Genomic DNA, 26231 nt, shown 5'->3' on the forward strand with positions numbered 1-26231 from the left:
AGCTGATTTACTGAGGCGTTCGAAATGCGGACACCAGGCACGGCGGCGCATGTTACGGGCAGATTTCATGACCAGGTCGGGCGAGTGTGTTTATAGACCGGGAATGAAAAGTACGCGGCGTGCCTATACCGCCCAAACCAAAATGTCGCCTCTTTTCGTTTGACCGAATGGCCCACGTTGCATCCAACGGAAGGTCTCTTCACCCCGGGCACGAAAGCCTCGAATACTCCGGTACGGAGCGCCCTCGGTGAGGCGGCTCCCATAGGGTGAGGGCGGCGGAAGATGGGTTCAGATCAGGAGTTGTCCGGTCCGGACGGCGGAACCGGGAGCCGGCCGCCGCGGCCGGCTGGTGTACGGGTCGGCGTGCTCGGTGTGGGTTACTGGGGTTCCAAGCAACTTCGCGTGATGCGGTCCACGCCGGGCATCGCCCGTGCGGTGGCGATCGACGCACGACTCCCTCTGCTGTCGGGAATGGCCCATCTGCTGGCCACCGGCGACGGCTTCACCTCGCTGCAGGCCGCGCTGCCGCACATCGACGCGCTGGTCATCGCGACACCGCCGGCGACCCACGTGCCGCTCGGGCTGGAGGCGATCCGGGCCGGCAAACACGTGCTGATCGAGAAGCCGCTGGCCACCACCGCGGCCGGCGCCCGGGAGCTCATCGCCGCCGCCGAGATTGCGGGCGTGACGCTCATGGTCGGCCACACGTTCGAATACAACGGCGCGGTCTGGATGCTGCGCGAGCTCGTGCAGACCCAGGAACTCGGCGATCTGTACTACATGGACAGCTCACGGCTCAACCTCGGGCTGTACCAGACCGACGTCAACGTGATCTTCGATCTTGCCCCGCACGACATCTCGATCACCAACCACGTGCTCGGTTCCACCCCGACATCCGTGCAGGCCTGGGGTTCTCACCACGTCGACCCGATCTTCGAGGACGTCGCCTTCCTCAAGCTCGGGTACGACGACATCGGCGTGCAGGCGCACATCCATCTCAGCTGGCTCGATCCGCGCAAGGTGCGCCTGATCACCGCGGTCGGCTCGAAGAAGATGGCGGTCTACGACGACACGAACGTCGAGGAGCGGGTCCGCATCCACGACAAGGCGGCGCTGCGCGGAGCGCCCGGCAACGGGTCCGCCGAAGGAATCAGCTACCACCACGGCGCGGTCACGTCTCCGGTCGTGGCGTTCGAGGAACCTCTCGCGGTGCAGGCGAGACACTTCGTCGAGTGCTTGACGACCGGGGCCCGCCCACGGACCGACGGCGCCAACGGCCTGGCCGTCGTCGAGGTCATCCAGGCGGCGCAGCTGTCCCTGGCCGAGGACCGCAAGGTCCTGCTGAGGGAGATCGCCGAGGAGCCGCGGGGGCCGCGTCCGGGTCTCATCCCGGCTCCGCGGCGCGCTACCACCGCCACCGCGGTCTGATCCGCGCCACTCCTTGACGTCGACTTCGACTCCAGCGAGGAACCCATGCCACCCTTCATCGAAGTTCCGTTCACCGACCTGAGCATGATGGCCCGCGAGGTGTGGCCCGAGGTCGAAACCGCGTTCACCGAGGCCCTTCTGCAGGGCCGCTATATCGGCGGCCCGGCGGTCGCGGCGTTCGAGGAGGAGTTCGCCCGCTACTGCGACTCCAGCCACGCCGTGGGCGTCGCCAACGGCACCGACGCCCTTCAACTCACGTTGCAGGCCCTCGGTGTCGGCGAGGGCGACGAGGTCGTCATCCCGTCGAACACGTTCATCGCGACCGCCGCGGCGGTCGTCCGGGCGGGCGCCAGCCCCGTGTTCGTCGACGTCTGCGCCGACACCCTCCTGATCACGCCGGAGATCCTGGCCGCCGCGATCACGCCGCGCACCCGCGCGGTCATGGTGGTCCATCTGTACGGCAACATGCCGGACATGGACGGCTTGCGGGCCGTCGCCGGGCAGGCCGGGATTCACCTGATCGAGGACGCCGCCCAGGCGCACGGCGGCGAATGGGCGGACCGGCGGGCCGGCTCGTTCGGCGTCGCCGGGTGTTTCAGCTTCTACCCCGGCAAGAACCTGGGCGCCTTCGGCGACGCCGGCGCGGTGGTCACCTCCGACCCCGAACTCGCGGACCGGATACGAAGCCTGGCCAACCACGGGCGCAGCGGCGGGGCGGCGCACTACGAGCACCGGTACGTCGGCACGAACAGCCGGCTCGACACGTTGCAGGCTATCGCCCTGACGGCCAAGCTGGCCCGCAACGAGCGCTGGACCGAAGCGCGTATCGCGCTCGCCCACCGGTACCGCAAGCGGCTCGCCGGCTCCGGCGTCCGGCTGGTCGAGTCGGCACCGCAGGCGCGGCACGTCTATCACCTCATGGTGATCCGGGTGCCGGACCGGGACCGGATCCGGACCGCAATGGCGGAGCGTGGCGTGCAGACGGGGGTGCACTACCCGGTGCCCTGTCATGTCCAGCCGCCGCTGCGCCGCTATGCGACCGGAGCGCTGCCGGTCTGCGAGCAGGCCGCCGGCGAGCTGCTCTCGCTGCCGTTGTTCCCGCATCTGACCCGGAATCAGGTCGATCGGGTCTGCGAGGCGCTGGAGGAATCCCTCGCGGCGGTCCCGGCTCCGGACGGACCGGTCTCGTGACCTCCCCCCGGCAGCGCCCCGAGGCACGGGGCTGGACCGCCGACGAGGGTGTGATCATCGGATATCCGGTGAGCCGTCGCCCCGACCGCCCGCTCGTGCTGGGAACGGGGGCACGGCTGCGCAGCGGCACCGTCCTCTACGACTCGAGCCGGATCGGCCCGGATTTCGAGACCGGCCACGGCGTGGTGGTGCGCGAGGACTGTGTGATCGGTGCGCGGGTGAACATCTGGAGCAACTCGGTGGTTGACTACGGCTGCCGGATCGGCGACCGGGTGAAGATCCACGCGAACTGCTACATCGCGCAGTTCACCCTTCTCGAGGACGACGCGTTCCTGGCGCCCGGCGTGACCATCGCCAACGATCTGTATCCCGGGGACGAGCGGTCCGCGAAGCTGATGACCGGCCCGCACATCGGGGCCGGTGCCCAGATCGGCGTCAACGTGACGATCCTGCCGTTCGTCCGGATCGGGGCGGGCGCGATGATCGGCTCCGGCTCGGTGGTGACCCGGAACATTCCACCCGGCATGGTCGCGTACGGCAACCCGGCGGTGCCCCGTCGCCGCGTCGCGGACCTGCCCGGCATCGAGGCCCGGGTCGCGACCATGACCGCCGAGGCCTCCTCATGATCAAGCGTGCTTTCGACATGCTTCTGGCCGTATGCGGTCTCGTCGTGCTGTCTCCCCTGCTGGCGGTGATCTGGCTGGCGGTCCGGCTGTCGTCGCCCGGTCCGGCGGTGTTCTGTCAGGAGCGGCTCGGCCGCGACGAACGGCCGTTCGTCATGTACAAGTTCCGCTCGATGTCGACCGGAGCGGGGGACGACATCCATCGCGCCTACGTGCGGCGGATGCTCACCGGCGAGGGCGGCCCGGCCGTGGCCACGAACGGCCTCTACAAGCTGGCCGGCGATCCCCGGGTCACGCCGCTGGGCAAGTGGCTGCGCAGGACCAGCCTGGACGAGCTCCCCCAGCTTGTGAACGTGGTCCGCGGCGAGATGTCGCTGGTCGGGCCGCGCCCCGTGCTGGCCTGGGAGGCAGAGCTGTTCGCCCCCGAGGCGCGGGCCCGCTTCGGGACCCGGCCCGGCCTGACCGGGCTGTGGCAGGTGAGCGGGCGTAATGCCCTCACGATGAACCAGGCGCTGGCCCTCGACGTCGAGTACGTACACCGGCAAAGCTTGTGGCTCGACCTCACCATCCTCGCCCGTACCCTCCCCGCCCAGCTCAGGCGCGGTACGGCGTGACCGTGACACCGGTCCGCCCCGACGACGACCTGCCGATCCTGGCGGCGGAACCGGCCCTGGCCCACGAGTCGCCGGCGGCCGCCGTCGGCGACTCGATGACCGTCGCGGTGTGGACGGCGATCAGCCGGATCACCGGCGTGGTCCGCGGCGTCGTCATCGCGGCCGTCCTGGGCGCCACGCTGTTCGCGAACACCTACCAGTTCACCAACTCGCTGCCGAACCTGGTCTTCTACGGTCTGCTCGGCGGGTCGATGCTGTCGTCCCTGGTGATCCCGGCGCTGGTCCGGCACGTGGACACCGGCGACCGGCGCGCGGCGGAGCGGGTCGCCGGCGGATATCTCGGCATCATCGCGCTGGGCTCCGCCGTGCTCACCCCGCTCGCGGTTCTCGCCGCGCCGCTGGCCCTCGCGGCGGCCACGCCGGGCGCGGGCGGACCGGCCCGGGACGGGATCCTGCTGGTCCTCATGCTGCTCCCCCAGATCCCGCTGTACGGCCTGGTGGCGACCGCCGGCGCCGCCATGAACGCGCACGGCAGGTTCGCGCTCGCCGCCGCCGCGCCCGCGCTGGAGAACATCGGGACGATCGTGGTGCTCGGGTTGGTGGCGGCGATCCATCCCGGCCTCGGTGGCCGCCCGGACGCACCGGTGAGCGCGCTGGTCCTGCTCGGCCTGGGTACCACCGGCGCGGTCGGCGCACACGCCGCGCTGCAGTGGTACGGCGCACGCCGGGCCGGCGTACGGCTGCGGCCGCGGGCCGGCTGGCGGGACGCCGAAGTGCGCCGGGTGCTCCGCCGGGCGCTCCCGTCGCTGGCTCAGGCCGCCCTGGCCGCGGCGCAGCTGCTCATCCTGCTGATCCTCGCGAACCGGGTGGCCGGCGGCGTTGTCGCCTTCCAGCTGGCGCTCAACTTCTATTTCCTGCCGATCGCGCTCGGCGCGACGCCGGTGGCGCTCGCGCTCGCTCCCCGGCTGTCCCGGATGCGGGCGGCCAGGGATGCGCCGGCGTTCCGCGACACGTTCGTCCGCGGGCTCGTCTTCGCGCTCTTCCTCGCCGTGCCGGCGGCCGCCGGATACCTCGCCATCGCCGGCCCGATCGCTCAGGCCGTCGCCTTCGGTGGATTCGACACCGACGCGGGCACCACGCTGATCACCACGGCGCTCGGCACGCTGGCGCTCGGCATCGGCGGGGAAACCGCGTTCCTGGTGGCGACCTACGCCTGCCTGGCCCGCGAGGACACCCGCACGCCGATGCGCGCGATGCTGCTGCAGCTCGGCGTCTGCCTGGCCGGAGCGAGCCTCGCGCCGGCCGTGGACGGGCCGGCCGTACTCGCCGTGCTCGGCCTGTCGATGTCGGCCGGCGCGCTGATCAGCGCCGGATATCTCGTCGTGGCGCTCCTGCGCGGCCTCGGCGGCGGGACCGAGTCACTGGGCCGGCCGGTGCTGCGCATTCTCGGCGTCGCGGTCCTGATGGCATTGCCCGCGCACCTGGTGGCCGGATTCGTCGCGGATCGGGCCGGCGCGGTGGCCGGCGTCGCCGCGGCCGCGCTGATCGGCGTCGCGATCTACTTCGGGGCGCAGAAAGCGTTGCGGGCGCCGGAGATGGCCTGGGTCACCGATGCCGCCCGGAACAAGGTGGGGATGACGGCCGGCGGCGGGAAGCCCCGCCGGCGCCGCGCCCGGCGGCTCGGCCGCGGTCCGGGGGCAACGGCGAACCTCGTCCTGCTGGCCGGCGCGGCGGGAGCCGGGGCGCTGCTCGGACTCAACCCGCTCGCGGCGGTCATGGCGCTGGGGGCGATCGGCGTCGGCGCCTGGGTGTTCGCCCGCCCGGCCGTGGCGGCGTACCTGCTGATCTTCCTGACGCCGCTGACCGCCGGCATCGACCGTGGCACGGTGCTGCCGGTGCTGCGGCCCAACGAGGCGCTCGCCGTTCTGGTCGGCGCCGCCCTTGTCGTCCGCTGGGTCGTCCGGGTGCGCACCGGCGGCGTCCGGATTCCAAGGATGAACTCACTCGACGGAGCCTTCATCGGCCTTGCCGTGTTCAGCTCGATCGTGCCGCTGCTGATGATGCTGGCCCGGCATCGGGAGATCACCGCCGACGACCTGCAGCACGCCATCGTGCTGTGGAAGTACCTTGCCGTGTACTTCATCATCCGGTTCAGCATCAGCAGCGTGAAGCAGGCGTACCGGTGCATCGCGCTCTCCATGGCCACCGCCTGCATCGTCAGCGTCCTCGGCGTGCTGCAGTCGCTCGACCTGTTCGGGGTGCCGAAGCTGCTGGGCACGCTGTGGGCGCCGTTCGGGGTCGAGCGGACGCTGGCGATCGGCCGGGGCAGTTCGACGCTGGCCCTCGCGGCCGCGGTCGCCGACCTGGCCGTGCTGAACCTCGCGCTCGCGGTCGGCCTGCTGCTGCGCGGCGCACGGCATCGCGTGCTGCTCGGCGGCGTCATCTTGATCTGCCTGTTCGGCACGCTCGGCGCCGGTGAGTTCTCCACCGTGCTCGGCCTGTTCGTCGCGGTGGCCATGATCGTCGTGGTCTCCCGCGCCACCCGGCTGATCGGGTACGCCGTACCGCTGCTGCTGCTCGGCGGGGTGGTGATGTGGCCGGTCATCCAGACGCGACTGCTCGGGTTCCAGAGCGCCTCCGGGCTGCCGGACAGCTGGATCGTCCGGTTGCGCAACCTGAACACGTACTTCTGGCCCGAACTCGGCTCGCACGGCAACTGGCTGCTGGGCGTGCGGCCGTCGGCGCGGGTGCCGGCCGCACACGAGGAGTTCGGCTGGGTCTGGATCGAGAGCGGCTACACGTGGCTGCTCTGGGGCGGCGGTGTTCCGCTGCTGGGCGCTTACCTGTGCTGGGTCGTGGTGTCCCTGCGCCGGGCGACGGCGGCGGCCCGGCATGCGACGGGCGCGGTGGCCGCGATCGGCCTGGCGGTCAGCGCCGCGGTCGCGGCGGACGTCGTCCTCATGCTCTTCGACCCGCACCTGACCTACCGCGGCGCCGCCGACGCGCTGTTCGGGCTGCTGGCCATCCTCCGGTCGCTCACCGAGCCGCCCGGACCCGACGACAAGCCGCCCGGCGCCGGACACCAGCCGCGCGACACAGAAGCCGCCCCTCCCGCCACAGAACAGGTAGCGACATGACCATGCCGACCAGGAAACCGATCCGCGTCCTGCTGATGGTGGAGAACGTCTCGATCGCCCGGGACCACAGGCTTCGCAAGCACGCCGCGGCGCTGGTCCGGGCCGGCATGACGGTGACCGTCATCTGCCGGCGGGACCCGGAGAACCGCGCCGTGCCCGGCATCCGTGTGCTCGACTACCGTCCGCCGACGGACGGCACGACCAAGCAGGGCTTCGTGCGGGAGTACTCCTACTCGCTGGTCATGGCCGCGGTGCTGACCGTACGAGCACTGCTGTCCCCCGGCGTCGACGTGGTGCAGGTGTCCAGCACACCGGACATCTACTTCCTGCTCGCCGCGCCGCTGCGGCTGCTCGGCCGGAAGACCGTCTTCGACTTCAAAGACCTGTCCCCCGAGATGTACGCGGCCCGATACCGCAGCCGGGAGGGCCTGATGTACCGGCTGCTCGGTCGCTTCGAACGGGCCAGTCTGCGGACGGTCGATCGGGTCGTCGCGGTCAACGCGTCGGTGCGTGACATCGCGGTGCGGCGCGGCGGCATCGGCCCGGCGCGCGTGACCGTGGTCGGCAACGGCCCGTGGCTGCACGAGATGCGGCGGGGCGAGCCCCGGCCGGCATTACGCCGCGGGCGCCGCCATCTCGCCGTCCTGATCGGGATGATGGGTCCACAGGACAGCATCGACCTCGCCGTCGAGGCCATCGGCCACCTGGTGCACGGGATGGGCCGGACGGACTGCGCGTTCACGTTCGTCGGCGTGGGGGACGCCATTCCGGACGCCGAACGCCTGGTCCGTGAGCGCGGGCTGGAGCCGTGGGTGACGTTCCCCGGCTGGGCCACCCGGGAACAGGTCGCGGAATATCTGTCCACCGCGGACATCGGCATCGAACCCAACATCGAGGGATTCGTGACTCCCGTCAAGGCGATGGAGTACATGGCCTTCGGCCTGCCGTTCGTGGCGTTCGACGTGGCGGAGACGCGGCTCATCGGCGCGGACGCCGCGGCGCTGGCGCCGGTCGGCGACGTGGTCGCGTTCGCGGCGCGGATGGAGGAGTTGCTGCTGGACGCGGATCGGCGCGCCGACCTGGGCGATGCCGGGCGCCGTGCGGTGGAGCGGGAGCTGGCCTGGGACCACCAGCAGGTGCCGTATGTCGCGATGGTCGCGGAACTCGCCGCCGGGCGGCGGCCGGCACACCGGTCGGTGGAGGCCGGCAGCGACATGGGTGCGGGAGGTATCCGAGAATGAGTGTCAACGGAGGTCCGGGGCGGCTGTTGCGCGTGTACGGCCCGTGGATCGTCCTGGTGACGGCGGTGGTGATGGCGGCCGCGTTCGGCGCGAGCCGGACCGCGCCGGTGGAGTACCGGTCCACGGCCGTCGTCGTCGTCGAGGCACGGGTCCGGTCCAACACCACGCCGGTGCCGCCGGACATGGGCACCGAGAAGGAGCTGGCCAGCTCCGGCGTGGTCGTCGACCCGGCCGCGTGGTCGCTGGGCGTCGACCCGGGCGTGCTGCTGACCGGACTCACGATCAGCGTCGCGCCGGACGCGAACGTGCTGACCTTCGCGTACACGAGCACGGAAGCGGCGATCGCACGGCAGCGTGCCGGGGCGCTGGCCGAGGCGTACGTCGCCTATCGCAACGCGGGCGAGGCGAAAGAGCCGGCCGGCACCGCGAAGACCCCCGTCGCGACCACGTCGACCCAGCATGCCACGCTCGTCACGCCGGCCGGGCTCCCGGACGGCCCGGTCTCCCGTCCGGTCTGGATCGACCTCGCCATCGGGCTGGTCGCCGGGCTGGTGCTCGGCGTGGGCAGCGCACTGATCCGCGACCGGCTCGACGACCGGATCCGCGGCCGCGCCGACTTCGAACGAGTCGCCCGGGCAACCGTGCTGGCGACCGTTCCGCGAGTGCGCGGGCGCCGGGGCGGTTCGCCGTCGCCGGTGACGTTGCGCGCGCCGGAGTCACCGGCCGCCGAGGCCTACCGTTACCTGCGGTCCCGGCTTCAGCCGCTGCTGAGCGAGCGGGACAGAACGATCCTGGTGACCAGCGCGGACGACGGGGAAGGCCGGACCACGACCGCGGCGAACCTGGCCGCGGCGCTGGCGATGGCCGGTCGTACGGTGATCCTCGTCGACGCCGATCTGCGCCGGCCGGGCCTGCACACGGTGTTCGACATGGCCAACGGCGCCGGGCTGACCACCATCCTGGCCGGCGACGCGGCCCCGGCGGACGTGGTGCAAGCCGGCCCGGTGCCGCGTCTGCGCCTGGTCACGGCCGGCCCCGCCGCCGGCGCCGCGGCGGACCTGCTGGAGGGCTCACGGCTGGACCGGACCCTGCGCGGCCTGCACCAGCTCTGCGACATCGTCGTGCTCGATTCCGGCCCGGTGCTCAGCGTCTCGGACGGCATCGCGCTTGCCGCGGTGAGCGACCACGTCCTCCTGGTCGGCGACTACCGGCGAACCACCCGGGGACACGTCGTCCGTGCGCTCGCGGAGCTGGCCGAGGTGGTCGACGGCAACATCAGCGGCGTACTGCTGAACGCGCCTAAGAGTGCCGGTGGCCTCACCCCGCGCGGACGCGAGCACACTCCCGTCGTGCGGGCGCAGACCGACGCCACGGCCGTGCTTCCGGCCGTCGCCGCGGAGCCGGGACGCGGCGCCGCCCGCAACGGCGCGGCCGCGCCGACAACCGTTCCGGTATCCCCCGGCCCGGCCTCGACGCTCTACACGTCGGCGGCGGCCGCTCCACTGACGCCGCCGGACGAACCGCGCCTTCCGCGCCGGCGCGGCGAAATGGAACGCCGTACCTGACCGGCCCTCGCCTCCCTCAGCCCGCGGCGAGCCGGCGCCGTACCTGATCACCCCACACCGCCGTCGGCTCGCCGTCCCAGCCTCGCACCAGCGACCAGCAATCGCCCCACGGGTTCCAGCTCCACGGCGTGTAGCTGGCGCCGTGCCGATCCAGCCAGTCGAACGTGGCCGTGGCGAAGCCGCCCGGGCGCATGACCGACGCGGGACACGACTCGTCGACGTCGGCGCCGGGCGCGACCGCCAGCCGCGGGCCGATCTCGCTCACGAACAACGGCACCGCCGCGGCGATGGGTGCCAGGTCACGGTCATAGCAGCGGACGTCCGCGCACTCGTTGAACGAGTACGCGTGAAACGAGGCGGCGAGCTGACCCAGCGGATCGGCCGGGCGATAGCGCAGCCATCGGGTCATGCCCTCGGCCCAGTAGATCCCGCCGGCCAGGACGACGGTCCGGGAGCCGGTGCCCCGGACCGCGGCGACCAGCTCGCTCATGCCCGCGGCGACGTACGGCTCGCCGGAATTGGTGGAGGTGAGCGTGCACCCGCCGGCCCGCCAGCAGGCCCAGGCCCGGTCGGTGTCCGGCTCGGCGTACGGAAAAGGCTCGTTGAAGAGGTCGAACACGACGGCGCCGGAGGTGAACGTCGCAGCGACCGACCGCCAGAAGTCGATGCTGTGGTCGCGGTCGGGCATCTGCTCCTGCTCGTGCGGCACGGCGTCGCCGGGAGCGCTGCGGTGCAGGTCGAGGACGGCGGTGAAGCCCTGCGCGTTGAGCCTGGTGACGAACGTGCGAATCGCGCGACGATAGGGTTCCCCGGCGTATTCCGCGGGCACCGAGGGCAGACCGAGCCAGCACTGCTCGTTGAGCGGTACGCGCACCGCGCCCGCGCCGCGCCAGCCGCGCATCGCCTTGACCACCGCGACCGAGGGGGCCGCCCCGTCCGGGGTGTCGAACACGCCGGTGCCCTCGACGCACGAGTACTCGGCCCCGGCATGGTTGAAGCCGCGCAGTCGCACCGGCCGGCCACGGCCGTCGACGAACTGGTTCCCGGCCACCGCGATCCGGGTCGCCGGACCGCCGGCCGGAGCCCCGCCTCGCGATGGCATCGCGGTGACCAGCGGTGACGGCGCAGCGCTCGACGATGGCAGAGTTTCGGCCGGCGACGGCGGGGCGGCGGTCGGTGACGGCGCCGGGTCGGGAGCCGCGTGGCCGCACGCCGCCGCCGTCACCACCACGGCGACGGCCAGAGCAAGACGCGGCGACCGGCGGTTCACGTCCCGTACTGTGCCTCCCCGCGGGGGGCAAGGAGTATCGGTTGCTCGGCTGTTTCGCCGGGACAGGGCGGGCCGGCGATCCGCTGACCGATCTGCGGGCGCTGACCGTGGTGAACGCCGTTTCCGGGCCGGCGTGCGGGTGCGATGATCCCGCTCGGCCGGCGGCCGCCGCTGAACGTCCGCTTCACCGGACCCGGATGACCCGACCGGGTGATCGATGGTCGTCTGACCAGCCCTGCGGGCTTAGCCCCCTCGGCTGCGGCCGGAAGCAGGTGTACCGTCCTGGCCCTGCCGGTCGCAACAGGGTCCGCGTGTTCAAGGGGTCGAGGATTCAGCGTGTCAGGTGACGACGAACTCGCCCGGGCGTTGATCGCCGCGGCCGGCGGGGACGAGGCGGGCTTCGCCATCCTGTGGCGCTCGCTGCAGCCCGCCCTGCTGCGGTACCTGCGCGTCGCGGTCGGCGACGCGGCCGAGGATGTCGCCTCCGAGACGTGGTTGCAGGCCGCGCGCGACCTGGAGCGCTTCGACGGTGACCCGGCCGGCTTCCGGGCGTGGCTGTTCCGGATTGCCCGTCACCGCGCGATCGACAACCGGCGCTCGGCGGCCCGGCGGCCGGAGGAGCCCACCGACTCCTTCGCCGGCCAGATGCCCGCCGCCCGGGACGCCGCCTCCGACGCGCTCGAGCAGGCGGACACCGCATGGGCCCTGCGGCTGGTCGCCACCCTGCCGCGGGATCAGGCGGAGACCGTCATGTTGCGGGTCGTGGCCGGACTGGACGTCGCCAGCACCGCGCGGGTGCTGGGCAAACGTCCCGGCGCCGTGCGCGTGGCAACGATGCGTGGCCTGCGGAAACTTGCCTCGATGTCCGCGGTTCAGGAACGGAGTCCGCAGCCGGACCGGTCGCGCGGAGCGATCGACCCCGCTTCCGGCCAGGCCCGGCCGGGCGAGGTGTAACGCTGTGGACCTCCTCGACGCTCTTCATGGTGCGATGCGCAGACGACGAAATCCTCGGATCAGCACCGCGGACCTCGACCGGTTACTCGCCGGTGGCTCTCCCGGTCCCGGCCAGCAGGAGCTGGCCGCGCTGCTCGACGCCATGCGGGCCCCTGCCTCGTCGCGGGAGCTGGCGGGCGAACGAGCGGCGGTGGCGGCGTTCGTGGCGGCGCAACGCGGTGCCGTGCCGACCGCAACGCTGAAGAGGAGTAGCCGTGTACGCATACTGTCGCTCGCCAGGGCGGCCACGATGAAGGTGGCGGCCGGCGTGGTCGTCCTGGCGGTCGGCGGCACCGCGGTTGCCGCCGAGAGGGGCGCTCTTCCGCGTGCCGCCCAACAACAGGCGCACGGGTGGTTCTCCGCGCTGGGTGTCCCGCCGCCGGGTGCCTCGCTGGCCGAGGCGCCACCCAGCAGTTCCGCGACCCCCGAACCCACCCGATCGTCGGACCCGGCCCCGACCCCACCCGTGCGCGGGGAGAACAGCTCCGAGCCGGTCGCGCCGAAGGAACGCGGGCTGTGCCGTGCCTGGCAGGCCACCCGCGGCACCAAGCACGGCAAACCGATGACGGCCGAGTCCCGCCGCACGCTTGCCGCCCTGGCCGGCGGCGCGGCGAACATCGCCGCCTTCTGCGCCCCGCACCTCACCGCCTCCTCGGCCGATCCGGCCCCGAGCGCCACTGCCGGCCCGGCACACCCCGGCAACGGGAACGGCAATGGGAACGGGAACCAGAACGGCAACGGCAACGGCAACGGCAACGGGAACGGGAACGGGAACCAGAACGGCAACGGCAACGGCGGCCCGAAAGACAAGGGCAACCACGGCAGAGCCGGGCCGCCCAAGTAACTCCCCCTCCCCCGAGTGGGTTCCGGTCCGGTGCGGCGTCCAGCCGCGCCGGGCCGGGATCCGATGGCGCGCGCCACCGACCAGTTCCGACAGACAGGCAAGGACTGACGTGGAGAGAAAACGCGGTGTTGACCCGGTCTTCGTGGACCGCACCGGACGCCGCCGCCAGCTGATCACGATCGCTGGTTCCGTGGGCGGACTCGTGCTCGCCTTCGTCGTCCTGGCGTTCGTCGCCGGGTTCACCGGCGCCGGGCCCGCTTCGGCGCCGGGATGGCCGGATGCCGCCGCGGGCAGGGTGCGCGATCGAGGGCCAGAGCCCTCGCCGTCGCGTACCCTCGCCCCCACGCGGCCCCAACCGCGGAACACCGGAACCGAACCACTCAGGCCGGCCACCTCGAGTCCTGGGACCGGCAGCGCGACAACCAGCGCGGCGCCGACCCCATCGCCGCCCGCCGCGGTCGCACCGGCACCCTCGGTCGGCGCCTCGGCGACGGCGAAGAACAACGGGCGCAGACCCAGCCACGCGCCGAACCCGAACTCGTCGAAGAAGCGCTGAACGTGGGCAAGCGGGTGCTCCGGCGCGAGCCACGCGCGCACTGGGTGCTGATGGCGGCCTTCTTGCTCGTCGTGCTGGGCGAGCTCTGCTTCAACGGGTACGTCTCGCACGCCGGCTCGGAACACTCGGGCGCCGCGCCGCGCCCGGCGAACCCCGAGGCGGCTCCGGCCGCGGTGACCAGCGCCGCGGCGGTCCTGCGCGTCGGACCCGAGGCGGCGGTGAGCAGCCGCCGGATGCCGCCGAGAACGATCGCGCTCACCTTCGACGACGGCCCGGACCCGGTCTGGACGCCGCGGATCCTCGACGTCCTGGCCCGGCACCGGGCGCACGCCACGTTCTTCCAGGTCGGGTCCCGGGTGAATCAGTACCCCGGCCTCTCTCGCCGGGTGCTCGCCGAGGGACACGAGATCGGTTCGCACACCTTCAGCCACGTGGACATCGCCGCCACGCCGGCGTGGCGGCTCGCGGCGGAACTGACCCTGACGGACAACGCCGTCGCCGCGGCGACCGGCCGGCGGCCGCAGCTGATGCGACCGCCCTACTCCTCCACACCGAGCGCGATCACCCGCGCGGACTTCGCCTCTCTCCGCCAGGTCGGCGAGTCCGGGCACCTCGTCGTGCTGTCCGACTTCGACACCCAGGACTGGCGCAGCCCCGGCGCCGAAGCCGTCGCGGCCGCCGTCCGGCCCGCGTCACGCGCCGGCGGGGTGGTGATGATGCACGACTCCGGCGGTGACCGATCCCAGACCGTACGCGCCCTGACGCTCCTCCTGCCCCGTCTGCAGGCCCAGGGGTACCGGTTCGTCACCGTCTCCGAGGCACTCGGCCTGCCCGGCGCACCCCGGGCCGCCCCGGAACAGCGATGGCGTGGTCAGGCTCTGCGCATCGCCCAGCTCGGCGGCGCCGGGCTCGCCCGGATCATGACCGTCCTGATGATCCTCGCCGTCGTCCTGGCCGGGCTGCGGCTGCTGGTCCAGGTCGTCTGCGCCGAGATCCACCGGCGTCGCATCCGGCGTCTGCACGCGGCGCCGCTGACGTACCTCGGCCCGGTCTCGGTGATCGTCCCCGCCTACAACGAGGCCGCCAACATCGCCGCGACGGTCCGGTCACTCGCCCTGAACGACTACCCGCGGCTGGAGGTGATCGTCGTCGACGACGGGTCCACCGACGGCACGGCCGACATCGTCGAAGCTCTCGGCCTGCCCGGCGTCTTCGTCCTCCGCCAGGCCAACGCCGGCAAGCCGGCCGCCCTCAACGCCGGCATCCGCTATGCCCGGCACGATCTCCTGGTCCTGGTCGACGGCGACACCGTCTTCGAGATCGATGCCGTCGGCCGGCTGCTGCAGCAGATGCGGGACCCGGCGGTAGGCGCGGTCTCCGGCAACGCCAAGGTCGCCAACCGCACCGGGTTGCTGGGGCGCTGGCAGCACCTGGAGTACGTGATCGGGTTCAACCTGGACCGCCGCATGTTCGACCTCGGCCGCTGCATGCCCACCGTGCCCGGTGCCATCGGCGCCTTCCGGCGATCGGCGATCCAGGACGTCGACGGAGTCTCGGCGCAGACGCTGGCCGAGGACACCGATTTCACCATGGCCGTCATCCGCGCCGACTGGCGAGTGGTCCACGAACCGGGCGCCGTCGCCTGGACCGAGGCGCCCACCTCGCTACGGCAGCTGTGGCGCCAGCGATACCGCTGGTGCTACGGCACGATGCAGGCGATGTGGAAGCACCGCCGCGCGCTGACCCAGCGCGGCGCCGCCGGTCGGCTCGGCCGCCGCGGGCTCGTCTACCTCCTGTTGTTCCAGGTTCTTCTCCCGCTCACCGCTCCCGTCGTCGACATCTATGCCGTCTACGGCCTGATATTTCTCCCCCCGGCCAAGGTCGCGGCCGTCTGGCTCGGCTTCACCGCGCTGCAGGTCGCCACGGCCGCCTACGCGTTACGCCTCGACGGCGAACGGTACGGACCGCTGTGGAGCCTTCCCCTGCAGCAGATCGTCTACCGCCAACTCATGTACCTCGTCGTGTGCCAGGCCACCGTCATGGCGCTCGGGGGCAGCCGCTTGCGGTGGCACACCATGGTCCGCACGGGCGCCGCCACCGCCCACGCGCACAACGCGATCCGCTACGCGCCCGCGAACGCCTGCGCCACGCAGCACGGCCGAGTCCCCGGCAGAACGAACCTCCGGCACTCGATGGCGTCACACAGCCGGCCACCGCACTCGCCGGCGGCCGACCGGCGCTTCGACGACATCCGGGCCGCGGGGCGCCGGCCCAACCGGCGGTGGCCGGACAACTGACCGGGTCGGTCAGGGCCGGGTGGATGCAGGGGCGGCCACCGCGTGAGCGGAGCCGCGCTGTGGGCTGCGGCGGGGTGATTCGTCAGGCAGGACGCGTTCGTAGCAGACCGAGTGGTCGGAGCCCACGTACGCGCCGAACAGCGGGATCTCGCGGTAGCCCTCGCGCTCGTAGAAGCGCATCGCGTCCGGCTGGCCCGGGCCGGTCTCCAGCCGGATGGTCGTCCAACCGCGCTCCCGTGCGGCCTCCTCCAGCTCTCGGAGCAAGTCGGTCGCCACCCCCGAGCCGCGGCTCTTCGGTACCACGTACATCCGCTTCACCTCGACGGTGACCGGGCCGAGGCGGCGCAGCGCGGCGCAGCCGAGCGGTTGGCCGGTGGCTTCGTCGACCGCGACCAGGAACAGGTCGATGTTGTCGGCCGTCGGCGGCGTGCCGGGCTCATGGTCGTCGGTGCCGTAGCGGAGGTCGAGTTCGGCTTTCTGCGCCACGCGTAACGCCTCGCCCACCGGGTCGGTCCACGGCCGCTGCGCGATGATCCAGGTCATGCCGCTCCTCACCTGCCTCGGTAACAAACGTTACGGTAACATTCGTTACGAGCATGGAGGTGAGGGTCGTGTCACTGCCTGCGGACCGCTCGGCCCAGGGCGAGGCGCTGTCGCGCGCGGTCTGGGCCGTGCTCGCGCACCAGGGCCTGGAAAAGCTGACAGTGCGCGCGGTCGCCGCGGCGGCCGGCTGCACGACGGGCCTGGTTATGCACCGCTTCCCGAATCGCCGAGCGCTGCTGCTGCACGCCCGGCAACTGCTGCACGACACCACCCGGCAGCGGGTCGAGGAACTCGAGGCCGCGGCCACCTCGCCGCGGGCAGCGCTGGGCGCGGTCCTCCGCCAGGGCATGGCGATCGATCCGGAGACGACCAACTGGAGCATCGTCTGGTTGGGCTTCCTGGCTGCGGCAGTGGCGGACGCCGAACTGATCGGCATGCACCGCCGCAACAACCGAGCGTGGCGGCAACGGGTCGAGCGGCTGGTCGCCGCGGCTGCCCCGGACTGGCCGGTCGATCAGGTCGGCGCGGTCGCCCTGGGGCTGATCGCCATGACCGAGGGTGTCGCGGCTCTCGCCGCCGCGGATCCCGCTGCCTACCCGGCGGATCAGCAGGAACGCATGCTCGACGCCGCCTTAGTGGCCTACGGCCTCGGCTGCTCCGGTAGCGGCCGTTCGTGATCAAAGCTGAAGGCCGAGGTTAAGGCGACCTCTGTAGTGGCATCGCCGGTCGATCAGCGTGTTCCCGCCCGAGGCGGCATAGCCCAGGAACACTTCGACCTGGCTGTTCTCGATCCGCCCGGCGGTGCCCGTGTACTGCCGCCGCATTCCACCTCAGTGGTGGTCATCAGCGCGCCACCGAACTGCACGCCCTCGATGACCAGCGGCTCGAGGTGGCCAGGTCAGTTCTTGCAGGGTGAGGTGCTGGGTCGTCGAGTGGGTGCGGTGGCGCCCTGGTGCCGCCGCTGAGGGGCAGCGGCAGTGCCCGCGCGTATTTCATGGACGGCGCCAGGTTCGATGCCGCATCATCGTTCGGTGACCGGCTCCGAGCGTGACCTGTTCGCATCCCTTGCGCCGGACGAACGCGCGCTGCTGGGCTGGGTGGCCCCGCAGTTGGACGCCGCTGCGCTCGACGAGATCGCCGCGGCCGACTATGGCGCCGGGGTGCAGGAGCATCGTCGGGAGCTGGCCGAGCTGGTGCACAGTCCCTGGCTGCCCGACCAACTCGCATGGCATCCCGGCGAGGTTCTGGCCTTGACACGGTGGGCGAGGCCAGCCGGACGGCGCGACCACCTGAAGCGGTTGTTCGCCTGTATGTTCCTGGTCCGGGCGGTGAACGCCGGGGGTGATCCGGTGGACTCCCTCGCCCCGTTGGTGGATTCGGCGCTGAAACTCGGCGAGCCGGCCCACGGTGTCGCAGTGCGCTTTCTGGCCTGGTGCCGGCTGAACCTCCCGGGTGACTGGCGCGACGATCTGCCCTCGCAGATGTTCCTGACCCTGGCGGTGCTGCTGCTGTCGGCGGAAACGGCGGTCGCGCCGGCGTTGGCCGCCGTCATGGTCGAGGAACTGGACGAGGTGCTGGCCGACGCGGAACTGCCGTGGCGGCGGCGTCCCGGGTCGCCATTGTTCACCCGCCGCACCGGCGGCCTCGGCACCACCCGCCGGCTCTGGTCAGCCCTCGTGACCCACTGCCTGGTAGACAACCCCTCAGTCGTCGATCCCCGCCTGACCGCGCTGGGTAGAGCCCTCGGCGGCGACACCGCCACCTCGATGGACGAACTCCGCGCACTGTTCACCGCCACGAGGTAGTACGAGTCCGAACAGCGCGAGGCCAGCCAGACCCTGACCCGCCTCCGGGTATCAGACGGAGCGGTAGTCCCTTCTTCACCCAGTCGCAGGTGCGTTCCCGTGGGACAAGGGCCTGCGCACCGACCTTCGCTTCGGGCGGCACCGAAGCGTGCATGCCGTGTACGTCGATCAGCCGGTCGTAGATCCGCTTCGCGGTTGCCGCTGTTTGCGGGGCGCGTCCAGGCATGCCCGCCCGCGAGTCCCTGCGGGTCGCCGCGAACAGCTCGACGCTCGACATCCGCGGCATCGGCGGACCTCCGTCGCGACCCGCCGACGATCCCACCGCCGCCGGTGGCTCCAAAACTCGCCGACATCCGCTCAACTCAGTAATAAACCCGAGGTCAGTAACACAAGGAAAGATCAACAAAGCCATATGACTCCGTGACGGTCTGGTGTTGAGCCATCGATGGCCTACCGGCGGAACGCGGCTCGGGTTGCGGCTGCGGTGGAGCGGAAGTATTCGGGTGGTTGGATGAACCACCACTCGTCGAACGGGGAGCCGTTGAGGATCGCGCGTCGGTAGCCGAAGCAGGTCAGGTAGAGCGTGCGGATATACATGAGTGCTTCGAGACGGTCGAGTTCGTCGTCGGTCGGCTCGATGTGCCGGCGGTAGGCGCCCACGGCAGCGTCGATACGTTCCTGGTCCGGTCGCCTCGGGTTCCATGAGCCGGTGCCCCAGATCAGGTAAGCGAAATCGGCGAGGCGTGGTCCACGACCCGATGCCTTCCAGTTGATCGCGACCGGCCCTCGCTCACTCAGGATGACGTGATCGGGGGCGTGGAGCAGGTTCCCGTGCAGCAGCCCCTCGGGAAGACCGTCGCCGTCATCGGCCGAGCGCACCTTGTCCCTGAGCCGCTCGAAACGTTCGCGTTCGGCGGCCGGCACTTTGGTATCCACGGAGTCGAGGAACGCGAGCGCGGCGAGCAGGTCCTGACGCGGTGCGCCCTCACGGCTCGGGTCCTCCCCGCTCGCTCCACCCAATCGCTCAACGGACTCGTCTTGCGGCAGGGCGTGCAGTCGTCCGAGCAGCTCACCCATCATCGCGAACTTCTCCGTGCTGTCGGGAAGCTGGCCGCCTTGGACGAACCGGGTCACGAGCACTGAGCTGCCGTCGAAGTCGGATACGGCGGCGTCGACCGCAAGGCGCTCCGCGGGATAGTCCTGTCGCTCCAGAAACCGCAGGATCGCCGCGTCCCCTTCGACACCCGCCCTGGGGCGGGCCGGCGGAAAGGCTCGCGCGACCCACGGCTCGCCGTCCCTGCGATCGATGCGAAAGACGTAGGTCTTGTGCACACTCAGCTTCGTCGCCGCGATGGGGTCGATGTCGTAGCGAGCCCGTAGATGGGCGAGCAGCCGCTCTCCAGCGGGCTCGTGATCCATCCGCGCGCCGAGACCCTTCAGATCGGTCAGCGCTTCGGTGTAGCGCTGACCGGTGTCCTGCGCGTGGTGGCGAACCACCTTCTTGAAACTGCCGTCCTTCGTCATGACAAACCTCCTCTTGACACCCTCGCCCCCCAGCGGCGCAGTGTGCAGAGATGGCCTGTGACGTTCGACGACCGTGAGGGCAACTTCCCCTTCGCCCTTGGAACCCCGGCTGGGGCGGACGTTCCATGGCTAGGCGTCCGGTCGACGCCGTCCGGAGCAGTCTATCAACCTTGGACAGCCGCGTACGGCCCGCTTGGTTCGAACGTTACGGTAAGCCTGCGTGCTTCAACCAGAAGCTGCGTTCGATGCATCCGACTTTTGAGGCGGCAGTGACACCGGCAGGCAACAGCCCTGCGAGCTGCGGTACGTTGCTGCCGCGCGGATGAGCCAGTCGAGTTGTGGCCACGGCCGCCAATGCGCTACCGCGACGCGTTCGTCGACCAGCAATGTCACAGCGGCCGCCATCTGCTGAAGCGGATGGTGCCACCTTTCCAGCACCCACCGCCGGGAAACCACGCCCTTGCGTGCGTAGTGGGCCAAGAGGTCGAGCATGCCCAGCGTTCGGTTGATGAGGTAGTAGTCAGCTGAGCCTTGGTCGGGAAGCCGGCCCGCGCCGGCGATGTCCCACATCAGCCACCGGCCGCGCTGGTGCTCCGGAGTCATGAGGACATCGTGGATCTGCTGGAAGGCGTGCTGTCGCTGCTGTCGCCGCTGGACCATCACCGTGACCAGGGAGAGGATAATGGCGATAACCGCGAGGGCGATCGCGATGAGGTCCTTCGACCGTGCGAAGAAGTCCATGCCAGTCAAGCTATCGATCGGTGGGTCGACGACCTGCCCAGTGCCGGCAAACCGACTGATCGACCGCCCTCATCTGCCGCGATTATCTCGTTGCGGTTTGGATCCCGGTGGCGCTTGGCGGCGGGATTCGCGCTCGGCCACACTGCGCCTCATCCCCGTCTCGGCATGGCGCGGGGCGGCAACGGCGGGTCGGCCTCGGTGGCGGCGTCATTGCGCCGGGGATACCAGCAAACCGCACACGGTGTCGCCCACGTAGGCCTTCGTACGACCGCGGGCGTCCAGCACCACGGTATCGGCGCTGGGCTCGGCGGTCGCGAAGTCGAGCGCGGTTCCGTCGGCCGGGTCATAGAGGGTGATCAGACACTTCGGGTTGCCATGGAAGTCCCGCACCTCTACCGACACCCGCGCCGGCGCCGCGAAGACGTCGCTGTCGCCGGTCGAGTTCACCGTGAATGGAAGGGTCGCGGCACCCGATCCGGCCAGCGGGATCATCCGGCAGGCCGGCATGTTCGCCTCCCACCGGAACGATCCGGCGCGGGATATCTGGAACGTACGCGGGCTCCAGATGTCGTCCGGCAACGAAATCTCCGAGCCGGACCGGACATCGGTAAGCGTGACCTTGCACGGGACATTCGAGCCGACCTGGTGGTTCTCGATGCGCAACCGCCACGGTGCGGTGGCCGAATGGTCCACCCGCCCCGGCGCCGTCTCGTCAGGACGTACCGCCCTGGCCCGGCGACGGTGTCCGGCACGTCGCCGCCGCGGAACGCGCCGGCGTGGCAGCAGTCCAGGACGATCACGACGTTGCGGGCCCGCGATGCGTCGGCGAACTCGTTGATCCGGGCGCTGCTGACCGCCGTGGCCAGCAGGTCGGCCGAGTCGGTGTCCTGCATACACAGATGCAGCCGCCCGTTCTGGTCCAGCTTGCCGTGCCCGCTGAAGAACAACAGCAGCACGTCGCCGCGTTCCGCAGCGCCGAAGAACCGGCCCAGCGCCCGGATCGCCCGGCCGGACGTCGCCTCCGGCAGCAGTGTCACCTCAACGTCGGCGAACATTCCGGTCTGCTCGTCCACCAACGCGCGGTTGAGCGCGGCGATGTCCTTGACCGGCCCTCTGAGCGTCTGGAGGTTGTGCTCGTCGGACGGGTAGGTCGAGTTGCCGATCAGCAGGGCTCGGTATCGGCCGGCCATTCCGGCCCTCCCCGCCGCTGGGACACCGCCCGGGAGATCTCCCGGACCGTCTCCACATCCACGCCCTCCCCGGTCAGCGTGACGAACCGCTCAACATCGTCATTCCGGCGGCTCCGAGTCCGCGTCCGATGTCATACGGCTCGATTGCATGTCGGCCCGATTGGCTGCGGTTCGATGCGTCGTTCCCGGTCCTTGACGACATTGCAATCATGCGTCCCATCCTCCAGACAACAGGAAGACATCCGGCATCCGTCGACCTACGTATCCACACGGCGGCACATACGTAATGGCAGGTGCCGGGCCGGCCGAGTCCGACTGCGCAATCACCCGTCATGGATCATGCGGCGGTGCCGAGATCCTGGTCTGCGCATGCCGACAGCCAGCCTGACTCTGGCTCGGCGGGCAGAGGCCGGTTATGGCAGCGATCTTCCAGAACCGCGTATTCAGCGGCTTTCCCGGTCCTGGACCGCCGCCCGGCCGACGAACAGGGTAGTGCTAGGTCGACCCCAAGAGTCGAACCAGCGTGCTGTCGGAGGTTGTGCGCAGCCGCCTAACTTTGGACGCGTGACAGACACGCTGCTCCGGGCGGTGACCGGGCGACGGTTCTTGGTGTCGGCCTGGCCGTGGCGCGGGTTGGTCTATTGCGTCACGACCGCGGTGGCCTCCGGCATTCTGTGGCTGTTGCTGGCGGTGCCGCTGACGCCCGTGTTCTCGGCCGTCGTGGTGCTCTTTTCCGGGCATACGAGCGGCCACCTGATCGTGGCGGCCGGCCTTGGGCTGGTCGGAGTGGGCCTGCTCGCGCTTCTGGGCCCCAGGTTGGCGCTCTCGGTGGCGCGGGCCGAACGATGGCGGCTGCGGCTGGTCGGCGATGCCCCGCTGCCGCCGAGACGCCGTGGCGACCTCTATACCGACCCGGCCACCTGGCGGGCGGTGGCCTACGCGGTACTGCTGGGCATCGTCGGCCCGATGTGGCTCGGGGTGCTGGGCGTCATCGGGCTGCTCGTCGTTTCGACGCCGATCGCGGTGGAGTACCGGATCTCGGTCACGGACTCCCTGGCCGCTGTCGCCGGGCGGGTTGTTGTCGGGCTGCTGCTGGTCCCGGTCCTGTTCTACCTGATCGCGCTGTTCGGTGGGGCGCACGCCGCCCTGGTCCGGCTGTTGCTGTACCCGGAGCCGTCCGAGGAACTGGTCGAGGTGGCCCGGTCCCGGTCGCGGCTGGCGCACGCGTTCGACGCCGAGCGGCTGCGCATCGAGCGCGACCTGCACGACATCGCCCAGCAGCGCCTGGTCGCGCTGACCATGCAGATCGGGTTGGCTCGGCTCGATCTGCCACCGTCCTCGCCGGCCGCTTCCGCGATGGCCTCCGCGCATGAGCAGGCCAAGACGCTGATGGTCGAGCTGCGCGATCTGATTCGCGGTATCAGCCCCCGTACGCTGCGGGAACTGGGCCTGCGGTCCGCGGTCGAGGAGTTGGCCGCCGCGAGTTCCCTCGATGTATGTGTCGATGCTGCTTCGTCGCGTTTCCCGGCGGAGGTGGAGTCGGTCGCGTATGCGGCGATCTCCGAGGCCCTGGCCAACGCTGCGAAGCATGCCGCCACCGCTGAGGTCACCGTCACGGTCCGGCGCAAGGCCGACCGGCTGCTGGTCGAGGTCCGCGACGAGGGCGGCGGTGGTGCCGACCCGGCCCGCGGATCGGGGCTGACCGGGCTCGCCGACCGGGCCGCCGCGGCCGGTGGCCGGCTGCTGTTGTCGAGTCCGGCGGGCGGCCCGACGATTCTGCGGGTGGAGCTGCCGTGCGCGTCGTGATCGCCGAGGACTCGGTGCTGCTCCGGGAGGGGCTGGGCGCGATGCTGCCCAGGTTCGGGGTCGAGGTCGTGGCCTCGGTCGGGGATTCCCCCTCGTTGCTGGCCGCTGTCCGCCGGCACCGCCCGCAGCTCGTGGTCACCGACGTGCGGATGCCGCCCGGCTATACCGACGAGGGGTTGCGGGCGGCCGTCGCGCTCCGCACCGAAGATCCCGGGCTCGCGGTGGTCGCCCTCAGCCAGTCCTTGCAGCACGGCTACGCCGGAGAACTGCTCGCCTCAGGTTCCGGCCGGTCCGTCGGCTACCTGCTCAAAGACCGCATCGGCGATGTGGCCGAGTTCGCCGGGCAGCTTCGCCGGGTGGCCGAGGGCGGCACGGTGGTCGACCCCGAGGTGGTGCGGCAGCTGATGCAACACCGCCGCGACCCGCTCAAGCAGCTTTCCGCCCGCGAACGCGAGGTTCTCAGCGTGGTCGCTCAGGGCCACTCGAACGCGGCCGCCGCCCGGCTGCTCTCACTGACCGAGGCCGGTGTCGCCAAGCACATCGGCAACCTTTTCACCAAGCTGGGCCTGCCGGTCAGCGACGACACGAACCGGCGGGTTCTCGCTGTGCTCGCGTACCTGCGCAGCCGGTCCGACTAGGAGTCCCTTGTGATCACCACCACCGCCCGGCGGCGTGACGCCGGGCTCCTCACCATCGCCGTTCTCCTGGCCGCGGCGTTCTTCCTCGCCCCGCCGCTGCTGCTCGGCCCCGGCCGGCTCGGCGACTTCCCGCGCGCCTTCGTCGGCTACTGGTCCTCGGGCGGTCCGGACTTCCGGCCCGACCTCCAGCGCCTCGTCGACCACCAGTTCCACTATCACCTGGCGCGGGTGGTGTTCGCACTGCCGCTGCTCGCGGTACTGGTGACGCTGGCCGTCCGGCACCGGCGGTTCCGGCTGCCGCTCGGGGCGCTCGCGCTCGTCGCGGCGGTGCTGCTGATCGCCAACGTCCAGGGGGCCGTGTCGCCCTTCGGCACGATGCTGCCGGCCCTGGCGTCCGGTCCCGCCGACGCCGAGCTGGTCGCCGTCCTGGCCCAGGTCCGCGACCAGCTCCACAACGGCCCGGCGTCGCCGGCCCTGGACGTGATCCTCGACGAGTACGTGCGGTGGCACGTGGTGAAGGGCGTGCTGGTCGGGCTGCTGGCCGCCGTTCTCATCGGCCTGTCGGTGGTGGCGTGGCGCCGCCGGCATCGGTGGCTGAGCCTGCTCACGACCGTGCCGGCCATGGCTGCGCTGGTGGTCGTCGCGGCCAACGTGACCACCGTGATGAATCCCATCCCGCCGCTCCTGCTCCTCCTCCAGGGCAGTTGGTGAGGTTCGCGAGTGATTCCTCGATCAGGAGTGTCTCGTGGATCAGCTCGGGCGTCCGCGGCGGAGGGACCGCCAGCCTTCGACGACGGCCACAAAGACGCCGAGTAGCGCCAAGACAGCGAGCGCGCCAGGAGCAGAGGTCCACACCGGCGTCGCATAGCCGTCCTCGGTGGCGATCAGTTCGGGGTTCGTCCGGTCGGCGTAGACGATCAACTCCCGGCCCTCGCGGACCTTGTCCATGACCCAGGGGTGGCGGAGGTTCGCGCTGTGCTGCTCGCCCTGGACGGTGTAGCTGACCGTGAACCAGTGGTCGAACTCGTTGTCGTGGTCGCTGATGATGACCGCCCGCGTACGGGTGCCGTGCTCAACGACGTCCTTGCGGAGCTTGTCGTCGACGAGGAAGACGCCGGCCGCCAGCAGCCCGAAGACAACTGCGCCAAGCAACCCCCACTTGACCAGCGGCCGGTTGAAGATCATGTGCCGTGCCCCCGCCGAAATTGTTGTCGATGTGCTCGACCGTAGGGCTCGCGGTGTTGGGGTCCCAACCTGTCCCACGTCTTGGCGTTAGATCGTGACCGTGGTCGGGGGGCGCGGGCCTTGAAGGCCGGATTGCTCAGATGTCGTCGTGCGCCAGTGACGAGGACAGTTCCCGGTGGGCCTCAGCCTGTTCGAGCAGGGTCTTGGCCTTCTGCTCCAGGACGCTCACCGCGTCGGCGCCGGCCGGCCAGCGCAGCGGTGGCTGCGCGGCGCTCATCAGCTGAGTCAAAGCGGCGGCGAGTTTGGCCGGGTCGCCTCCCTGCCGGCCATTCATGCCACTGAACGCGGTAACCATTTGCCGGGCACGTTCGCGGTAGTCATCGATGCTCGACTCGGCGAAGCTGGCCGATTCCGGCGAAAGCGCCTCGGTGCGGAAGAAGCCCGGTTCGACGAGCATCGTGCGGATGCCGTACGGCGTGACCTCGGGAGTCAGCGATTCCATCCAGCCTTCCAGGGCGAACTTCGTCGTCGCATAGGCGGAGCAGAACTCCATCCCGGTGATGCCGACGCTCGAGGAGTTCGTCACGATCAGCCCGGAGCGCTGGGCGCGCATGACGGGCAGGACCGCCCGGGTGACGTTGAGTGGACCGAAAAGGTTCGTTTCGACCTGGGCGCGGAAGTCGTCGGCAGTGGTCTCCTCGAAGAATCCGGCGTACATCGTGCCGGCGTTGTTGACCAGAATGTCGATGCGACCGAACCGATCGACGGCCGCCTGAACCGCGGACCGGGCACTGACGGGGTCGGTCACGTCGAGCGTGACCACCAGCAGGTCCTCGGTGGCCCCCAGGGCCTGCTCGACCCTTCGCGGGTCGCGACCGGTCGCGACCACCGCATACCCGGCGGCCAGGGCCGCCTTCGCGATGTCGACACCCATGCCCCGGCCGGCGCCGGTGACGAGGAGAACGTCCTTGTGAGCCATGTTGCTCCTTCTCGAGGGGAAAACCGCGTTCAGACAACCGCCGCGCCCATCGGTGGAGAAG

General features: G+C 70.9%; 24 protein-coding genes. 15 read left to right on the forward strand and 9 right to left on the reverse strand.

Annotated features, from left to right (window positions below; genetic code table 11):
- Positions 1 to 282 precede the first annotated feature (282 nt).
- Genes AB0O15_RS32820 through AB0O15_RS32850 form a run of 7 tightly spaced genes read left to right on the forward strand, consistent with a single transcriptional unit; the run spans position 283 to position 9799 of the window.
- Positions 283 to 1428: a Gfo/Idh/MocA family oxidoreductase gene (locus AB0O15_RS32820; RefSeq protein WP_364326585.1), complete on the forward strand. Its 1146-nt coding sequence runs from the start codon at positions 283 to 285 to the stop codon at positions 1426 to 1428.
- A gap of 45 nt (positions 1429 to 1473) precedes the next feature.
- Positions 1474 to 2619: a DegT/DnrJ/EryC1/StrS family aminotransferase gene (locus tag AB0O15_RS32825; protein ID WP_364326587.1), complete on the forward strand. Its 1146-nt coding sequence runs from the start codon at positions 1474 to 1476 to the stop codon at positions 2617 to 2619.
- Positions 2616 to 3245, forward strand: coding sequence for a DapH/DapD/GlmU-related protein (locus AB0O15_RS32830; protein ID WP_364326589.1), 630 nt, complete (start codon positions 2616 to 2618; stop codon positions 3243 to 3245). Before AB0O15_RS32825 ends, AB0O15_RS32830 begins: the two co-directional genes overlap by 4 nt.
- Positions 3242 to 3856: a sugar transferase gene (locus AB0O15_RS32835; protein ID WP_364326592.1), complete on the forward strand. Its 615-nt coding sequence runs from the start codon at positions 3242 to 3244 to the stop codon at positions 3854 to 3856. The genes AB0O15_RS32830 and AB0O15_RS32835 overlap by 4 nt, the downstream gene beginning before the upstream one ends.
- 2 nt (positions 3857 to 3858) lie before the next feature.
- Positions 3859 to 6993, forward strand: coding sequence for a lipid II flippase MurJ (locus AB0O15_RS32840; RefSeq protein WP_364326595.1), 3135 nt, complete (start codon positions 3859 to 3861; stop codon positions 6991 to 6993).
- On the forward strand, positions 6990 to 8234 hold the full coding sequence (locus AB0O15_RS32845) for a glycosyltransferase family 4 protein (protein ID WP_364326598.1): 1245 nt from the start codon (positions 6990 to 6992) through the stop codon (positions 8232 to 8234). Before AB0O15_RS32840 ends, AB0O15_RS32845 begins: the two co-directional genes overlap by 4 nt.
- Complete coding sequence (locus tag AB0O15_RS32850) at positions 8231 to 9799, forward strand: polysaccharide biosynthesis tyrosine autokinase (RefSeq protein ID WP_364326601.1); 1569 nt, start codon at positions 8231 to 8233, stop codon at positions 9797 to 9799. The genes AB0O15_RS32845 and AB0O15_RS32850 overlap by 4 nt, the downstream gene beginning before the upstream one ends.
- Positions 9800 to 9815: 16 nt before the next feature.
- Here AB0O15_RS32850 and AB0O15_RS32855 read toward each other — a convergent pair whose 3' ends face one another.
- On the reverse strand, positions 9816 to 11069 hold the full coding sequence (locus AB0O15_RS32855) for a cellulase family glycosylhydrolase (RefSeq protein ID WP_364326604.1): 1254 nt from the start codon (positions 11067 to 11069) through the stop codon (positions 9816 to 9818).
- A gap of 336 nt (positions 11070 to 11405) precedes the next feature.
- On the opposite strand from AB0O15_RS32855, the gene AB0O15_RS32860 reads away from it, so the two are divergent.
- From AB0O15_RS32860 to AB0O15_RS32870, 3 genes are all read left to right on the forward strand, one after another.
- Positions 11406 to 12023, forward strand: coding sequence for a sigma-70 family RNA polymerase sigma factor (locus AB0O15_RS32860; RefSeq protein ID WP_364326607.1), 618 nt, complete (start codon positions 11406 to 11408; stop codon positions 12021 to 12023).
- A 34-nt stretch (positions 12024 to 12057) separates the two neighbouring features.
- Positions 12058 to 12906: a hypothetical protein gene (locus tag AB0O15_RS32865; RefSeq protein ID WP_364326609.1), complete on the forward strand. Its 849-nt coding sequence runs from the start codon at positions 12058 to 12060 to the stop codon at positions 12904 to 12906.
- 558 nt (positions 12907 to 13464) lie between these two features.
- A complete protein-coding gene (locus AB0O15_RS32870) occupies positions 13465 to 15759 on the forward strand; it encodes a bifunctional polysaccharide deacetylase/glycosyltransferase family 2 protein (RefSeq protein WP_364326611.1) in 2295 nt (764 codons plus the stop codon).
- A gap of 9 nt (positions 15760 to 15768) precedes the next feature.
- Here AB0O15_RS32870 and AB0O15_RS32875 read toward each other — a convergent pair whose 3' ends face one another.
- The gene (locus tag AB0O15_RS32875; protein WP_364326614.1) at positions 15769 to 16302 is read right to left on the reverse strand and encodes a GNAT family N-acetyltransferase; all 534 of its coding nucleotides are present in this window, start codon (positions 16300 to 16302) and stop codon (positions 15769 to 15771) included.
- A 68-nt stretch (positions 16303 to 16370) separates the two neighbouring features.
- Between AB0O15_RS32875 and AB0O15_RS32880 the strand changes: the two genes are divergently transcribed.
- Positions 16371 to 16979 (forward strand): TetR/AcrR family transcriptional regulator, encoded by a 609-nt coding sequence (locus AB0O15_RS32880; protein ID WP_364326616.1) that lies wholly within the window; start codon positions 16371 to 16373, stop codon positions 16977 to 16979.
- On the opposite strand, the gene AB0O15_RS32885 is transcribed toward AB0O15_RS32880, so the two are convergent.
- Positions 16980 to 17126, reverse strand: a complete 147-nt coding sequence (locus tag AB0O15_RS32885) for a hypothetical protein (protein WP_364326618.1) — start codon at positions 17124 to 17126, stop codon at positions 16980 to 16982.
- Positions 17127 to 17333: 207 nt separating this feature from the next.
- Between AB0O15_RS32885 and AB0O15_RS32890 the strand changes: the two genes are divergently transcribed.
- Positions 17334 to 18107, forward strand: a complete 774-nt coding sequence (locus AB0O15_RS32890; RefSeq protein WP_364326621.1) for a hypothetical protein — start codon at positions 17334 to 17336, stop codon at positions 18105 to 18107.
- Positions 18108 to 18557: 450 nt separating this feature from the next.
- Here AB0O15_RS32890 and AB0O15_RS32895 read toward each other — a convergent pair whose 3' ends face one another.
- The 4 genes from AB0O15_RS32895 to AB0O15_RS32910 all read right to left on the reverse strand — a co-directional run bounded on the left by AB0O15_RS32895 (position 18558) and on the right by AB0O15_RS32910 (position 21562).
- Positions 18558 to 19631, reverse strand: a complete 1074-nt coding sequence (locus AB0O15_RS32895) for a phosphotransferase (protein WP_364326624.1) — start codon at positions 19629 to 19631, stop codon at positions 18558 to 18560.
- Positions 19632 to 19856: 225 nt separating this feature from the next.
- Positions 19857 to 20372, reverse strand: a complete 516-nt coding sequence (locus tag AB0O15_RS32900; RefSeq protein WP_364326627.1) for a hypothetical protein — start codon at positions 20370 to 20372, stop codon at positions 19857 to 19859.
- Between the two features lie 207 nt (positions 20373 to 20579).
- Positions 20580 to 20864: a hypothetical protein gene (locus tag AB0O15_RS32905; RefSeq protein WP_364326630.1), complete on the reverse strand. Its 285-nt coding sequence runs from the start codon at positions 20862 to 20864 to the stop codon at positions 20580 to 20582.
- Positions 20861 to 21562 (reverse strand): caspase family protein, encoded by a 702-nt coding sequence (locus tag AB0O15_RS32910; RefSeq protein ID WP_364326632.1) that lies wholly within the window; start codon positions 21560 to 21562, stop codon positions 20861 to 20863. The genes AB0O15_RS32905 and AB0O15_RS32910 overlap by 4 nt, the downstream gene beginning before the upstream one ends.
- Positions 21563 to 22126: 564 nt before the next feature.
- Here AB0O15_RS32910 and AB0O15_RS32915 point away from each other — a divergent pair.
- The 3 genes from AB0O15_RS32915 to AB0O15_RS32925 are packed head-to-tail and all read left to right on the forward strand — an operon-like array spanning position 22127 to position 24717.
- Entirely contained in the window at positions 22127 to 23368 is a 1242-nt protein-coding gene (locus AB0O15_RS32915; protein ID WP_364326635.1) for a sensor domain-containing protein, read from the forward strand.
- Complete coding sequence (locus AB0O15_RS32920; protein ID WP_364326638.1) at positions 23356 to 24006, forward strand: response regulator transcription factor; 651 nt, start codon at positions 23356 to 23358, stop codon at positions 24004 to 24006. Before AB0O15_RS32915 ends, AB0O15_RS32920 begins: the two co-directional genes overlap by 13 nt.
- A 9-nt stretch (positions 24007 to 24015) precedes the next feature.
- Entirely contained in the window at positions 24016 to 24717 is a 702-nt protein-coding gene (locus tag AB0O15_RS32925) for a hypothetical protein (protein ID WP_364326641.1), read from the forward strand.
- A 39-nt stretch (positions 24718 to 24756) separates the two neighbouring features.
- Here AB0O15_RS32925 and AB0O15_RS32930 read toward each other — a convergent pair whose 3' ends face one another.
- Positions 24757 to 25191 carry a hypothetical protein gene (locus tag AB0O15_RS32930; RefSeq protein ID WP_364326644.1) on the reverse strand — a complete coding sequence of 145 codons (435 nt, stop codon included), beginning with the start codon at positions 25189 to 25191 and terminating at the stop codon, positions 24757 to 24759.
- A gap of 136 nt (positions 25192 to 25327) precedes the next feature.
- Positions 25328 to 26170: an SDR family oxidoreductase gene (locus tag AB0O15_RS32935; RefSeq protein ID WP_364326647.1), complete on the reverse strand. Its 843-nt coding sequence runs from the start codon at positions 26168 to 26170 to the stop codon at positions 25328 to 25330.
- Between the last annotated feature and the right edge of the window lie 61 nt (positions 26171 to 26231).

Origin of the sequence: Actinoplanes sp. NPDC089786 (assembly GCF_040684855.1) — a bacterium.
Lineage (GTDB): Bacteria > Actinomycetota > Actinomycetes > Mycobacteriales > Micromonosporaceae > Actinoplanes.

Bases quoted from the DNA above. Each gene is read 5' to 3' on its own strand.
- AB0O15_RS32820 (WP_364326585.1), top strand. From the start codon at position 283: ATGGGTTCAGATCAGGAGTTGTCCGGTCCGGACGGCGGAACCGGGAGC.
- AB0O15_RS32825 (WP_364326587.1), top strand. From the start codon at position 1,474: ATGCCACCCTTCATCGAAGTTCCGTTCACCGACCTGAGCATGATGGCC.
- AB0O15_RS32835 (WP_364326592.1), top strand. From the start codon at position 3,242: ATGATCAAGCGTGCTTTCGACATGCTTCTGGCCGTATGCGGTCTCGTC.
- AB0O15_RS32845 (WP_364326598.1), top strand. From the start codon at position 6,990: ATGACCATGCCGACCAGGAAACCGATCCGCGTCCTGCTGATGGTGGAG.
- AB0O15_RS32850 (WP_364326601.1), top strand. From the start codon at position 8,231: ATGAGTGTCAACGGAGGTCCGGGGCGGCTGTTGCGCGTGTACGGCCCG.
- AB0O15_RS32865 (WP_364326609.1), top strand. From the start codon at position 12,058: ATGCGCAGACGACGAAATCCTCGGATCAGCACCGCGGACCTCGACCGG.
- AB0O15_RS32875 (WP_364326614.1), bottom strand. From the start codon at position 16,302: ATGACCTGGATCATCGCGCAGCGGCCGTGGACCGACCCGGTGGGCGAG.
- AB0O15_RS32885 (WP_364326618.1), bottom strand. From the start codon at position 17,126: ATGCGGCGGCAGTACACGGGCACCGCCGGGCGGATCGAGAACAGCCAG.
- AB0O15_RS32895 (WP_364326624.1), bottom strand. From the start codon at position 19,631: ATGACGAAGGACGGCAGTTTCAAGAAGGTGGTTCGCCACCACGCGCAG.
- AB0O15_RS32900 (WP_364326627.1), bottom strand. From the start codon at position 20,372: ATGGACTTCTTCGCACGGTCGAAGGACCTCATCGCGATCGCCCTCGCG.
- AB0O15_RS32905 (WP_364326630.1), bottom strand. From the start codon at position 20,864: ATGATCCCGCTGGCCGGATCGGGTGCCGCGACCCTTCCATTCACGGTG.
- AB0O15_RS32910 (WP_364326632.1), bottom strand. From the start codon at position 21,562: ATGGCCGGCCGATACCGAGCCCTGCTGATCGGCAACTCGACCTACCCG.
- AB0O15_RS32930 (WP_364326644.1), bottom strand. From the start codon at position 25,191: ATGATCTTCAACCGGCCGCTGGTCAAGTGGGGGTTGCTTGGCGCAGTT.
- AB0O15_RS32935 (WP_364326647.1), bottom strand. From the start codon at position 26,170: ATGGCTCACAAGGACGTTCTCCTCGTCACCGGCGCCGGCCGGGGCATG.